The organism is Simplicispira psychrophila DSM 11588 (genome assembly GCF_000688255.1).
Lineage (GTDB): Bacteria > Pseudomonadota > Gammaproteobacteria > Burkholderiales > Burkholderiaceae_C > Simplicispira > Simplicispira psychrophila.
On sequence record NZ_JHYS01000008.1, the window covers coordinates 66304 to 78984 of the forward strand.

11 protein-coding genes are annotated in these 12681 nt (G+C 57.8%); 6 read left to right on the forward strand and 5 right to left on the reverse strand.

Going from position 1 to position 12681, the window contains the following annotated elements:
* Positions 1 to 2: 2 nt before the first annotated feature.
* Complete coding sequence (locus tag Q390_RS18145) at positions 3 to 1985, reverse strand: site-specific DNA-methyltransferase (protein WP_051603165.1); 1983 nt, start codon at positions 1983 to 1985, stop codon at positions 3 to 5.
* A gap of 200 nt (positions 1986 to 2185) precedes the next feature.
* Between Q390_RS18145 and Q390_RS0109895 the strand changes: the two genes are divergently transcribed.
* Both Q390_RS0109895 and Q390_RS0109900 read left to right on the forward strand, forming a co-directional pair.
* Positions 2186 to 2608, forward strand: a complete 423-nt coding sequence (locus Q390_RS0109895; RefSeq protein WP_027995916.1) for a helix-turn-helix transcriptional regulator — start codon at positions 2186 to 2188, stop codon at positions 2606 to 2608.
* Positions 2605 to 3882 (forward strand): type II toxin-antitoxin system HipA family toxin, encoded by a 1278-nt coding sequence (locus tag Q390_RS0109900; protein WP_027995917.1) that lies wholly within the window; start codon positions 2605 to 2607, stop codon positions 3880 to 3882. Before Q390_RS0109895 ends, Q390_RS0109900 begins: the two co-directional genes overlap by 4 nt.
* Before the next feature lie 68 nt (positions 3883 to 3950).
* Here Q390_RS0109900 and Q390_RS0109905 read toward each other — a convergent pair whose 3' ends face one another.
* The 4 genes from Q390_RS0109905 to mfd form a co-directional block, all read right to left on the reverse strand.
* Positions 3951 to 4604 carry an energy-coupling factor ABC transporter permease gene (locus Q390_RS0109905; protein ID WP_027995918.1) on the reverse strand — a complete coding sequence of 218 codons (654 nt, stop codon included), beginning with the start codon at positions 4602 to 4604 and terminating at the stop codon, positions 3951 to 3953.
* A 3-nt stretch (positions 4605 to 4607) separates the two neighbouring features.
* A complete protein-coding gene (locus tag Q390_RS0109910; RefSeq protein ID WP_027995919.1) occupies positions 4608 to 5018 on the reverse strand; it encodes a type II toxin-antitoxin system VapC family toxin in 411 nt (136 codons plus the stop codon).
* Positions 5019 to 5025: 7 nt separating this feature from the next.
* The gene (locus tag Q390_RS19120; RefSeq protein ID WP_051603167.1) at positions 5026 to 5304 is read right to left on the reverse strand and encodes a hypothetical protein; all 279 of its coding nucleotides are present in this window, start codon (positions 5302 to 5304) and stop codon (positions 5026 to 5028) included.
* Between the two features lie 62 nt (positions 5305 to 5366).
* Complete coding sequence (mfd, locus tag Q390_RS0109920) at positions 5367 to 8855, reverse strand: transcription-repair coupling factor (protein ID WP_027995920.1); 3489 nt, start codon at positions 8853 to 8855, stop codon at positions 5367 to 5369.
* Positions 8856 to 8957: 102 nt separating this feature from the next.
* On the opposite strand from mfd, the gene ispD reads away from it, so the two are divergent.
* The 4 genes from ispD to Q390_RS19930 all read left to right on the forward strand — a co-directional run bounded on the left by ispD (position 8958) and on the right by Q390_RS19930 (position 12588).
* On the forward strand, positions 8958 to 9839 hold the full coding sequence (gene ispD, locus Q390_RS0109925) for a 2-C-methyl-D-erythritol 4-phosphate cytidylyltransferase (RefSeq protein ID WP_084153863.1): 882 nt from the start codon (positions 8958 to 8960) through the stop codon (positions 9837 to 9839).
* A 19-nt stretch (positions 9840 to 9858) separates the two neighbouring features.
* Positions 9859 to 10347 carry a 2-C-methyl-D-erythritol 2,4-cyclodiphosphate synthase gene (gene ispF, locus Q390_RS0109930; RefSeq protein WP_027995922.1) on the forward strand — a complete coding sequence of 163 codons (489 nt, stop codon included), beginning with the start codon at positions 9859 to 9861 and terminating at the stop codon, positions 10345 to 10347.
* Between the two features lie 672 nt (positions 10348 to 11019).
* On the forward strand, positions 11020 to 11241 hold the full coding sequence (locus tag Q390_RS19925) for a hypothetical protein (RefSeq protein WP_156949878.1): 222 nt from the start codon (positions 11020 to 11022) through the stop codon (positions 11239 to 11241).
* Between the two features lie 21 nt (positions 11242 to 11262).
* Positions 11263 to 12588 (forward strand): DUF6895 family protein, encoded by a 1326-nt coding sequence (locus Q390_RS19930; protein WP_156949879.1) that lies wholly within the window; start codon positions 11263 to 11265, stop codon positions 12586 to 12588.
* Positions 12589 to 12681: the final 93 nt, after the last annotated feature.

Sequence of the window (12681 nt, forward strand, 5' to 3'; positions counted from 1 at the left end):
GTTCAACCCCGCAGCCGCAGTTTGTCGTCGGAATAACCCAGCGTCTCAGCCACGGTTTTGATGCCCAGCATGAAGTTGTCGTCCGCCACCCACGGCGCGTACACGGTCAGGTAGGTGGCCGGCGTGCCTGCGGCTTGCAGGGCGCGCAGTGTGTCGGTCAGCACGTCCAGCGGTATGGCCTGCACCACCAGCGCCACGTTGTGCGCCAGATAGAGCTGTTGCTCCAGCACGGTGCGCAGCGGCGTGGTCAGTGGCAATCCCTCCGCCAGCAGCAGGTTGTACAAAACGCGCGGCAACAGCGCCGGCTGTGGCGTGGCAATCGCCGCTTGCATGGCGAGCACATCGGCTTGCGTGGCCTCTTGCAAAGGCTTTTGCACGATGAGCGCATCCGGGTCGTCCACCAAGTCAAAGACGCGGAAGCCGGTGTCTATCGGCGTGCGTACTGTGGTGCCAGCGTCTGGCGCAAAACCTTCGAGTTGGGCGGGCGGGGCGGCCTGTTGTGCGGCGGCTTGCTCGGCTTCAATGCGGGCACCGGCACGGCGCAGGCGTTCGGCGGTGATTTCAAAAATCGTCGCGTCGGTCTTGCCCAGTGTTTTGGTGACAAAGTTGTGCGCTTCTTTTTGCGCCTTGGGGTCAATCGGCTGCGGGATTTGCACCAAGATGAATTGGCGATTGCCGCCGTCTTCGGCGTTGCGCGCCATCACTGCATGGGCTGTGGTGGCAGAACCGGCAAAAAAATCAAGGACGATGGCTTGCTCGTCTTTGGCCGTGCTAATGGTTAATAAGCGATCTATCAGACGAACGGGTTTAGGCGTGTCGAACACGTCCGCTTGACCCATCAGATCGTTGATTTCTTTTTTTGCTTCATCATTGCTACCGCATTCGCTCATATCCCAAAAACTGGGGACGACTTGGCCATTGGATTCATTCAAAAAACGTTTGATGCGCGGCACGTTGTCGCCGGTCAGACCAAACCAGATGCGGTTATCTGCCTGCAATTGCTGAAAGGTTCTTTCTGCCAGCCCCCAACTGCGGCCCGAGGGCGGCTGAATAGTACGACCGCTCGGTAGCGTGACGGAAAAATATTGGTCTTTGGTCGCGCGGCCTGTCATACCGGTCATATCCACCGATGCCCAAACGCCGCGTGGGTCGTTGTCTGGATTGGCGTAGGCGTCTACCCGGTCAGCACTCAGAGGCATTTTTCCGATGGCAGTCTTAATCAGCGACGGCTCTTTGACGTAGCAAAGTATCCAGTCATGCACTGCGCCAATCGTGTCACGGGCATCCGGCGAAGAACGCTTTTTCCAAGCAATCGAAGCGACAAAACATTCCTGCCCAAATACCTCATCACACAAAATCTTTAACTGCGCCTGCTCGTTATCGTCGATGGAAATAAATATCACCCCATCGTCGCGCAACAAATCTTTGGCCAACAGCAAACGCGGATACATAAAACTCAGCCAGCCGCTGTGCGTGCGCGCGCCGTAAATGTTTTTGATGTAATCAATGTTCTCTGCTGCATAACCCAATTGCGCCAGCACTTCGCTTTGCTTGGCAGAGAAATCGTCGCGGTAAATAAAGCTGTCGCTTTGTGTGTTGTAAGGCGGGTCGATATAAATCAGCTTCACTTTGCCAAAGTAGCTGTGGCGCAGCAGGCGCAGCGCGTCCAGGTTGTCACCGCGCAGCAGCAGATTGCCGGTGCTGTCCCAGTGTTTGCTGTCAGCAATCAGCGGCTGCACCACTTTTTGCACCGGCACAAACGCGCTGTGATAGGCCTCGCGCTTGCCGACCCAGCGCAGCTCGTAACCGTCTTCTTCCACCTGCACGCCCGCCGGGTTGCTCGGGTCAACCGCCAGTTGCAGGGCGGCGGCGTTGATGCGGATGTGGCCTTGCGCGTCGGTTTCCACTGCGCCCGGAAAGTGCTGGCGCAGGATGTCCAGCTTGTGTTGGTCGGGCGTAGCGGCGTTTAAGAGGGGTTGGGACATAAATTTACTACTATTTTGATAGCTTCTAGCGCACGTATCTAAAGGGCTAGAGGCTGATTTGATTCAATATTTTCTTCAAATGATGGGCTGCTGGGTGCGATTGTCCCCCACGGGCAGTCTCTTTTTTAGACCATTTGCTAGGGGAATTCCAATAAAATTCATAGATATTTAATTAAGCATATTTTCTATAACATCTATGTATGCCATTACAAAATACCAAACCTGCTGACTACCCGCAAGCCGTGCTGCAACAGATTGAGCTGCTGGCACAAAACATCGTGATTGCGCGCAAACGCCGCAAAGAGACGCAAGCGCAGTGGGCGCAGCGATTAGGCGTATCGCAGCCGACGATGGCGCGCATTGAGCGCGGCGACCCTTCCGTGGCCATGGCGTCGTATGTGATGTGTATGTGGCTGGTCAACCAAGCCCACGGACTGGCCGCGCTGATTGCGCCGCAGAACGACATGGCGTCGCTGGAGCGCGAAGTGGCGCGCATCCGTACCGGCCCACGTTCGCGCCGCGTGGCCAAGGCGGCGACCAAAACGCCTGCGTCAGGCAATGCCAACAGCACCGCCGCCGGTCTGGCTGCGCTGATTGCTGGCCAGTCGCAAGAGCCGACATGACCGCGCCCGAAGTCACGCCGCGCTCGTATCAGCCGCAAGACACGCTGTATCTCTGGACGCTGATCAACCCGGCCAGCCCGGTGCTGACCGGGGCGGTGAGCTTGTCGGCGCTGGTGCCCAATTGCGCCACGTTCACCTACGCGGCGGATTGGTGGCAATTTGCGCTCAGTGAAAATTTGCCGTTGATGGCCGGTCAGGTGTTCAGTGCGGGTGAAAAAGACAGCGCCCCCGGTGCCCTCGATGACGCGCGGCCTGACCGCTGGGGGGAGCGCATCATCCGCCACATCGACCGCCCGGCGCGCCTGTCGATTCTGGAAATGCTGCTGTTTGCCGGCGACGACCGCTTTGGCGCGCTGGGGGTTTCGACTTCTGCCGAGCACTACCTGCCGCGCCGCATTGGGCCTTATCCACAATTGCGCGATTTGGCGGCCTTGGTGCGGGCGGTCGAAGACGTGCAATCACAAGCCCCGGTCACGCCTGAAATCCAGCGCTTGGTGCAGCCCGGTGTCACGCTGGGCGGAGCGCGTCCCAAGGCGCTACTGCACACCGACAGCGGCGCTTGCATCGTCAAATTCAGCGAGCTGGACGAGACCGTGGACACGCCGCTGATCGAGCACGCCACCATGACACTGGCGGCTTTGGCGGGCATCCGTGTGGCTGCCACCGGGGTGCTGGCGATTCCATCACGACACGCCCACCACAAGTCGCGCCATGCGCTGACCATTCAGCGCTTTGATCGCCTGCAAACCGATAGCTTGAACCTGCGCCTGCATTGCATTTCTGCCAAAACGGCGCTGGCGGCGGCGGGTCTGACGGAAAGCTACGGCGCACTGGCCACGGTGCTACTGCGCCAAGCCCACCCGGAGCGGCAAAAAAATCAGCGTGAAGAACTGTTCCGGCGCATGGTCTTCAACATCCTGATGGACAACACCGACGACCACGAGCGCAATCACTGCCTGCGCTTGGGTTTTGATGGTTACTACGAATTGGCACCGGCATTTGATGTGGTGCCCACGCTGCAAAACATGGGTTATCAGGCGCTGGTGGTTGGCCAACACGGCGCGCAATCCACCTTGGACAACGCGCTGACCGAGTTGAGCGAGTTCGGCCTCACTCGTCCGCGTGCGCTGGAGCTGATCCAGTCGGTCGCTCGGGTGGTGGAGCAATGGAGCCGACATTTTCAGCAGTTGGGCGTCTGCGCGGCGGATAGGGAGCAGTTGGCTGCCAGCATCGACCGGGATGATCTGCGGCTGCAGCGCCAAGTGTATTGCTAATATTTTGATAGCTACTAGCGCACGTATCTATTGGGCTAGAGGCTGATTTGATCTAAAAACGATGATTTTCAAGGCGGTGACTGGTGCAAATACAGCTTGTCCGACCACGTCGCCAGCCAGTCGGGTTTGAAAGCGACAAACACCGCGCACGTCATGCCTGTCACCATGCCGTCGCCCCAGGCCATCAGCCAGCGGGCGATCAGCGACAAATCGGCACCGACGCCGGGTAGCGGTTTGCCCGCCCACTGCGCCAATACGCCCGCCGCAAACACGCACAAGATGGTGCCAAAAAAGGCGCGACCCAGCACGTAAACAAACAGCTGCTCACCGACGGCGCGGCGAATCAGCGCTCCCACCAGCAGCGCCAGCGTGCCCGGCACCACGCCTTGCCAGGCGCCGGCGGCCAGCGCTTGCGCAGCGTCCATCGGCGAGATCAGCGCGGCAATGGCGGCGACCAGCAGCAGCACCGGCATCGCCAGCGGCCAGCCCAGCATCAGCACCACCAGACACGCGCCCGACCATTGCAGTTGCAGCGGCATGGCGTGCAGCGTCGGCAGCGCCCACAGCCACGGCAGCAGCACCAGCGTGGCCAGCAGCGGTGTCAGCAAAGGCGTGGTGGTGTGCGTGCCGTCGCGCTGCACGCGGTAGCGCAGCAGCCGCCACGGGCGGGTCAGCAGCGCGCCGATGAGCGCAGTGGTGGTGATGGCGGCGTCGAGCAGCATGGCTTATGCCGGAGACTGGCCGTACCAGTCGGCCAAGGCCAAGCCCGGCACGCAAGAAAATTCGCCGGTGTTGTGTGTGACCAAAGTCAAGCCGTGGGCCAGTGCGGTGCCCGCAATCAGCAGGTCATACGGGCCGATAGGTTGGCCTTGGCGCTCCAGCGTGGCGCGCAACTGGCCCGCACATTGCGCCGCGGCCGCATCGAACGGGGCCAGCGGGTGGCGGCTGAGGGTGGCGCTCAAAAACAAGCGCAGCGCCTGGGGGCGGGCAGATTTGGCAATGCCGCGCTCGATTTCAAAAATATTGACCGGGCAGATGTGCAGCAGGGCCGGGTCGTGGGCATCAAGCCGCTGGCGGCAGCCGCCCCGGTTCTGATAGGCATAGACCAGGATGTTGGTGTCGAGCAGATATTTCACGGCGCTTTCAATCGTCGAACGAGACGCGCCGGCCATCCACGCCCAGGTCGGCATCGCGGCAATGGGGCTGGGTCAAATAGTCCAGCATCTCATCCTCGGGTGCTGGGTCTGGCCCGCGCAGGGCGTCGATTTGTTGCCAGAACTTTTGCCGGTTGGCGCTCAGGTTGGCTTTCTCGGCCTCGGCAAACTGGGAAAACCATTTGCTGACCGAGATATGCGCCCGCGCCGCCGCCGCCTTGGCGGCTTGCAGGGTGTCGTCATCGAGGTAAATCGTCACTTGTGACATGGCGGCTCCTTAGCAGGGTGGTGGGCGGTGTAATTGGTCACAAATTATATTTTGCAGCCGGGTTACGCGCTGGCAGCCTCGGCCACCAGCGGCTGGCCTAGGCTGCGCAGCAGCTCGCGCACCAGTTGCGCACGCGCAGCGGGCTCGGGCACAGCGCGTTCGATGCGCAGTTTTTCGTTGCCGACCAGTTTGATGTGCTTGTTCTTTTGAATCAGCTCAATGATGCGCATCGGGTCAATCGGCGGCTGTGGTTTGAAGTGGATGGTGATGGCGCCCGGCGCGGCATCGACCTTGGCGACGCCATACGGCTGGCTGAGAACCCGCAGCCGGTGCACGTCAATCAGCGTTTGCGCCTGCACTGGCAGCTTGCCAAAGCGATCGACCAGTTCTTCTAGCAGCGCGCTGATGTGGTCGGAGGTTTTGGCGGTGGCCAGTTTTTTGTAGAACGACAGGCGCAAATGCACGTCGCCGCAAAAGTCGTCCGGCAGCAGCGCCGGCGCGTGCAGGTTGATGTCGGTGGTGACGGAGAGCGGACTGAGCAAGTCCGGCTCTTGGCCGGCTTTCAAGCTGCGCACCGCTTCGGACAGCATTTCGTTGTAGAGCTGAAAACCAATCTCCAACATATTGCCGCTTTGGTTCTCGCCCAGCACCTCGCCCGCGCCGCGAATTTCCAGGTCGTGCATCGCCAGATAAAAGCCGCTGCCCAATTCTTCCATTTGCTGGATGGCGTCTAGGCGCTGCTGCGCTTGGCGGGTCAGGTTATCGACGTCCGGCACCATCAGGTAGGCATAGGCTTGGTGGTGGCTGCGCCCAACGCGGCCACGCAGTTGGTGCAACTGCGCCAAGCCGAACTTGTCGGCACGGCTCATGAGGATGGTGTTGGCGGTGGGCACGTCAATGCCGGTTTCGATGATGGTCGAGCACAGCAGCAGGTTGTAGCGCTGGGCGACAAAGTCGCGCATCACCTTTTCTAGCTCGCGCTCGGGCATCTGGCCGTGGGCGACGGCGATGCGCGCTTCGGGTAAGATTTCTTCGAGCTTTTGGCGGCGGTTTTCGATGGTATCCACTTCGTTATGCAAAAAGTAGACCTGCCCGCCGCGCTTCAACTCGCGCAGCACGGCTTCGCGGATCACGCCGGTGCCTTCGTTGCGCACAAAGGTTTTGATGGCCAGGCGTCGCTGCGGCGCGGTGGCGATCACGCTCAGGTCGCGCAAACCTTCCAGCGCCATGCCCAGCGTGCGCGGAATCGGGGTGGCGGTCAGCGTCAGCACGTCAATTTCGGCGCGCAGGGCTTTCATTTGCTCTTTGTGGCGCACGCCAAAACGGTGCTCTTCGTCAATGATCAGCAGCCCGAGGTTTTTGAACTGCGTCGATTCACTCAGCAGCTTGTGCGTGCCAACGACGATGTCGATGGTGCCGTCGGCAATGCCTTTAAGCGCGGCGGTGATTTCTTTGCCCGAACGAAAGCGCGAGACTTCGGCCACCTTCACCGGCCATTTGCTAAAGCGATCGACCAGCGTGCGGTAGTGCTGTTCGGCCAGCAGCGTGGTCGGTGCCAAAAACGCTACCTGCATTCCGCCGGTGACGGCAACAAAGGCGGCGCGCAATGCCACTTCGGTTTTACCAAAGCCAACATCACCGCAAATCAGCCGATCCATTGGGCGCGGTGAAATCATGTCTTGCACCACGGCGTGGATGGCGGCGTTTTGGTCGGCGGTTTCTTCAAAGCCGAAGTCATTGGCAAACACTTCGTAGTCTTGCGCGCTGTAGCGGAAGGCGTGGCCTTGGCGCGCGGCCCGGCGGGCGTAGATGTTCAGCAGCTCGGCGGCGCTGTCGCGCACCTGCTCGGCGGCGCGGCGCTTGGCTTTGTCCCACTGCGCGCCGCCCAGCTTGTGCAGCGGTGCCTCGTCAGGCGACACGCCGGCGTAGCGGCTGATCAGCTGCAACTGGCTCACCGGGACGTACAGCACGGCCTCGGCAGCGTATTCGAGGTGCAAAAACTCTTGCACGGCGGGCGTGCCGTCTGAATTTTTCTCGCCCAAATCCATGTTCACCAGACCACGGTAGCGGCCAATGCCGTGCACGCTGTGGACGACTGGGTCGCCCACTTGCAGCTCGGCCAGGTCTTTGATCAGTGATTCAACGTCGCTGACCTGTTCCTGCTTTTTGCGCCGGCGCGTGGTGGCACCGGTGGCGAACAGCTCGGTTTCGGTGACGAAATCTATCCCTTCGCCCAGCCACGCAAAGCCTTCGGTGACCTCTCCCGTCACCAAGCCCAGGGGGGCGTTGCTGGCGCTGAACGCCGCCAGCGAGTCAAACAGCGGCGGGTTGACATCGCCGCTGCGCAAGAAGTCCAGCAGGCTTTCGCGCCGGCCAGCGCTTTCGGCCAGCAGCAGTACACGCTGCGGCGTGTTGGCAAGGTGCGCTTGCAAGCGCGCCAGTGGTGCATCAGCACCGCGCACCACCGACAAATCAGCGAGTTTTTGAAATTCAGCGTTGTCCGCTACCGGCGTGCCGGCCTCCGAGCGCACCGACAACTGTGCGTAGGGCTTGAGCTGGGTATAGAACTGGTCAGCGCTTAAAAACAGCGCTTCGGGTGCCAGTACCGGGTGTTCCGGGTCGCCCTGCACCAAGCGATAGCGCTCTTTGGTGTCTTGCCAAAAGCCCTGGAACACTGGCTCCAAATCGCCGTGCAGCACCACCGTGGCGTCTTGGCCAAGGTAGTCGAATACCGTGGCGGTCTCGTCAAAGAACAGCGGCAGGTAGTACTCGATGCCCGCCGTCGCCATGCCGGTGCCCATGTCTTTGTAGATGCGACTTTTGGTCGGGTCGCCCTCTAACATTTCGCGCCAGCGACTGCGGAATTTGGCGCGCGCTGCATCGTCCATCGGAAACTCGCGTCCCGGCAGCAATCGCACTTCGGGCACCGGGTACAGGCTGCGCTGGCTGTCGGGGTCAAAGGTGCGGATGGAGTCGATTTCGTTGTCGAACAAATCGACCCGAAACGGCACCAGCGAGCCCATCGGAAACAGGTCAATCAGCCCGCCGCGCACCGCGTATTCACCGGGGCTGACCACTTGGCTGACGTGGCTGTAGCCGGCCAGCGTCAGTTGGGCGCGCAGTTTGGCTTCATCGAGCTTTTGTTTGACCTTGAATTCAAAGGTGTAGCCGGCCAGAAAACTCGGCGGTGCCAGCCGGTACAGCGCGGTCGTCGCCGGCACGATGACCACATCGGCGCCGGTGTCCTTGTCCTTTTGGCTGATACGCCACAGCGCGGCCAGACGCTCGCTGATCAGGTCTTGGTGCGGCGAGAAGCTGTCGTAGGGCAGGGTTTCCCAGTCGGGAAACAGGGCGCAGCGCAGTTGTGGGGCGAAGAAGGCCAGCTCGTCTAAAAGGCGGCGCGCATCGGCGGCGTCTGCGGTGACGATGGCGGTGGTGCGGCGCGCGGCGCGCTCGCGTTCGCCCAAGTGCGCTAGTAGCAGGGCGTCGGCACTGCCTACAGGGCGGGGCATCGTGAAGCGTTTACCGGGGGGGAGTTTGGGGAGATCCATGCGCTACGTAACCCACTAAGAGAACTACCGCAGCACAACCCCGGTGGCGCACAACGCGCTCGGACGGTTCGCGGCGGGAAGCGGGGATTTTAGAATGCCCGCATGACCGATACCGTCACCCCTCCTTTGACCCTGCCGGCTGCTGGTTCTGCTGAACTTGCCGCCGCTCTTTCTGCTGCGGTGGGGCTGCCCGCAGCAGCCCATTTTTGGGCGCTGATTCCTTGTGCAGGTATTGGCGCACGCGCTTTGCCGGCCGGGGCGTCGGCGGCTGCAGCACCACTGCCCAAGCAATACCAGCCCGTTGCCGGTAAGCCGCTGGTGCTACACACGCTGGCGGCTTTCGCTGCGGTACAGCGCCTGCAAGGCACGCTGGTGGCCGTTGCACCGGGTGACGATTTTTTGAATGCCCACGCAGAGCAGCTGTCATTCGTGGTGGTTGGCTGTGGCGGCGCGACGCGGGCGGACACGGTGCTGGGCGGCTTGCGCGAACTGCGCCAACGCGGTGCCAGCGAGCGCGATTGGGTGCTGGTGCACGATGCGGCGCGTTGCCTGATCACGCCTGAGCAAATCGACGCGCTGATGGACGCCTGCGCGCTCGATGCCGTCGGCGGACTGCTGGCGCACAAGCTGGCCGATACCTTGAAGACCGCCACGGCAGGGCCGGGCGGTATCCGCGTGTCTTCCACGGTGGACCGCAGCGATAAATGGCTGGCGCAAACGCCACAGATGTTCCGCTTGGGTGCGCTGCAAGAGGCCATTGAGCTGGTGGGCGATGCCGTCACCGACGAGGCCAGTGCCATGGAGGCGATGGGTTTTCACCCGCTGCTGGTAACCGGCAGTGCGTTGAACTTCAAGGTGACCTATCCGCCAGACTTTGTGCTGGCGCAGGCGGTGCTGTCACAGCGCGTGCATGGCGGCACCGTGGACCGTTTTGGTGGCGATCGTGGCTTGGTCAGCGATGTGCCGGCGAAAACCATTTTTTGATGCGAAGCAAGGACTTGAGATGAATTTCAGAATCGGTGAAGGCTGGGACATTCACGCGCTGGTGCCGGGACGTGCGCTGGTGTTGGGCGGTGTACACATTCCCCACGCCACGGGCCTGCTGGGACATTCAGATGCCGATGTGCTGTTGCACGCCATCACTGATGCGCTGTTGGGCGCGGCGGCGCTGGGCGATATCGGCACGCATTTTCCAGACACCGATGCGGCGTTTCGGGGTGCTGATTCGCTGGTGCTGCTGACCGAAGCGGCACGGCGTGTGCGGGCCAAGGGTTATCAGATTGGCAACATCGACAGCACCGTGGTGGCGCAGGCGCCGCGTCTGGCGGCGCATATTCCGCAGATGCGCGCGCGTATCAGCGCGGCGCTGGCATTAGACGTCGATCAGGTCAACGTCAAAGCCAAAACCGCCGAGCGCCTGGGCCCGGTCGGCCAGGGGTTGGCCATGGAGGCGCGGGCGGTGGTGTTGCTGGTGCGGGATGTGGCCGGGTGAGACCCAGGAACGAGAGGAAGGAGACCCCGATGAGCGACGAGCAAGCCGCGCCTGAGACGAAGGCGTTACGGTGAAACCACTTGCAACGGTTGACCTTGGGCCTGAAATCGAAGGTATGGCAAGACGCCAACTTCGAATGCCTTTGGTAACCATCGAGCCGGGAGGCGTCTTCGGCCCGCTTCACCACGCTATAGACAGGCCAGGGGTGGTCTACCTTCTGCAAGGAACGATCACTGACTATCGAAATGGACTGGCTACCGACTTATGGGCCGGGAGTGGGCTGGCCGGAGGATGGAAATATCACACACTGGCTTGAAATAGAGGAATGACGCCGGCAGTGGAAATCTCGGTTGATATAGTCAGACAACCGTCATCTGCAGTCGGACATGTAAGTCGGTCGGGCACCTAGTCCATTCCATTACGCCTAATACAGGCCAATGACGCCTGGTTAGTCAATCTTGCTGCTCTGGGTTAAATTCGCACCAGTGCCAACAACTTACACAAAGTCTATATTAGAAGCGTTGCAACGCTTTTCATTAAAGCGCATAGTGTATTTGTCCAGCATCTAGTGACGCCATAGACATATCTTCTCTAGCAATAAAGTGTTATTTTTGGCACCATATGCTGCTAGGACAAGTTTGATTAATTTTGTAACATTTTAAGGAGATTAAAATGCCTAGCATGAAAGAAATAAATGATCTTGCCGTCGAGATGCACAATAAAAAGATAATTAATTTAGATATCAGTGCACGAGATGTTTTGTCTGCTGCATCAGTGCACCGCAAGGGAGAAGAAGTAGGGATTTACGCCTTGGGCGGAGATCACTATGTCATAGTGTGCGGATCGACAGCTGGAAACGCAACAAATCCAGTAAACATTACGAGAAACAAGTAATATATTATTAGGGTGGCTTCTATGAATAAAAAAGAGCCACTCTCTCCCATTGTCAAAAATTCTTTACTTAAAATAATTATATTTATAGAAGATTTGATAGCTAATATTGATAATATTGGTATATCGATGCCAGATAAATCTGGTGTTGAAATTCTAGCAAGAGATAAAGCAATAGCTGAAATTGCATTGTTTTTGACTGAGCTTTATCAGCACCCTTCGACAGATAAATTAATCAAGCAGCAATGCATTGCTGCAATAGAAAATTTACTTGTGGTTTGTGATTTTGATCGTATAAAATCTATTATTTATAGATGCCCGCAAGCTGCGCTGGCATTTGGCACCCTTGCTATAGCGCTTAAAGCGATAGATCAGAAAAATAATTCTTTCTACAAAATGCTGGAATCAGCAATTGATTCGCCATTTTATCTCTCTACATCTCGTCCAGAGTTTCGTGAGTTCGAGGCATTATGGCTTGCCGGTCGAATTAAAGACAAATCGATTTCAGACGTTTTCTCAGAAACTCCTAGAACTGGGATTCTTTTTAGATTTACACATGCGAATTTTCTTCGCAGAGAAGATATGTATGCTAAAACGCACATGGCGATGTATCTGACCGACTTTGGTCGCCATAGGATCAAGGGCAGTTTCGATAAAAAATTAATTTCTTGTTCTCTTGATCATGATCTTGCGTGGGCCTTTGGGTGTGCTGATTGGGATCTTGTCGGCGAATTGTCTATGGCGGCTCTGTATTGTCTGGATGATGCCCCTTCTCTTTGGCAAACTAGCTGCCATAAAGCTTTAGATGCCGTCTTTCATCAATTTGGCTGTATTCCAATGCCCACTTATGATGAGAATTATTCAAAAACATTAACAAAAGAAAATAGCCGACTTTATCTGGTTTTTCATGCGTACCATACAACTATAGTCTATGGTTTACTTTTACTGGCGCAAAGCGGCTGTGTTAAATTTAATGCTGTGCAATACGATGATATAAGTTCCTGTGATATTTTGTTTTCCAAGGCTTTATCCTCTGGAAATTTTATATTACCAGGATCTGGACTAGATAAAAATTGGTTTGACGCCGACCAGATGCAATATTTAAATTTTAGAAATGATTTTTTGGCTGAGGTCGTATTATCAAAAATTTTTGAAGATCATGGAATAGATAAATCTATAGAAATGGCATTGTTAATCAATGATGCCAAAGAAGGGTCTGTGCTGCGAGAAACAATTGATATGCTTGTCATGCATAAATCTATATTTTCAGCAGAAAATAATTTTGAATTACGCAAATTCCATGATAGAAATAATGACCATGATCCCCGTGCAGCCCATGCGCCCACATGACCCCATTACATTGCTGTTATCTTGGGGAGTGAATTCAATGCGTTGTGCGGCGCTCGTACACGGGCGTGAGGGCTCGGTAAACCGCAAACGCTC

Excerpts from the sequence above, each read along its gene's own strand:
- Q390_RS18145 (WP_051603165.1), bottom strand. The coding sequence starts at position 1,985 with ATGTCCCAACCCCTCTTAAACGCCGCTACGCCCGACCAACACAAGCTG.
- Q390_RS0109895 (WP_027995916.1), top strand. The coding sequence starts at position 2,186 with ATGCCATTACAAAATACCAAACCTGCTGACTACCCGCAAGCCGTGCTG.
- Q390_RS0109900 (WP_027995917.1), top strand. The coding sequence starts at position 2,605 with ATGACCGCGCCCGAAGTCACGCCGCGCTCGTATCAGCCGCAAGACACG.
- Q390_RS0109905 (WP_027995918.1), bottom strand. The coding sequence starts at position 4,604 with ATGCTGCTCGACGCCGCCATCACCACCACTGCGCTCATCGGCGCGCTG.
- Q390_RS19120 (WP_051603167.1), bottom strand. The coding sequence starts at position 5,304 with ATGTCACAAGTGACGATTTACCTCGATGACGACACCCTGCAAGCCGCC.
- mfd (WP_027995920.1), bottom strand. The coding sequence starts at position 8,855 with ATGGATCTCCCCAAACTCCCCCCCGGTAAACGCTTCACGATGCCCCGC.
- ispD (WP_084153863.1), top strand. The coding sequence starts at position 8,958 with ATGACCGATACCGTCACCCCTCCTTTGACCCTGCCGGCTGCTGGTTCT.
- ispF (WP_027995922.1), top strand. The coding sequence starts at position 9,859 with ATGAATTTCAGAATCGGTGAAGGCTGGGACATTCACGCGCTGGTGCCG.
- Q390_RS19925 (WP_156949878.1), top strand. The coding sequence starts at position 11,020 with ATGCCTAGCATGAAAGAAATAAATGATCTTGCCGTCGAGATGCACAAT.
- Q390_RS19930 (WP_156949879.1), top strand. The coding sequence starts at position 11,263 with ATGAATAAAAAAGAGCCACTCTCTCCCATTGTCAAAAATTCTTTACTT.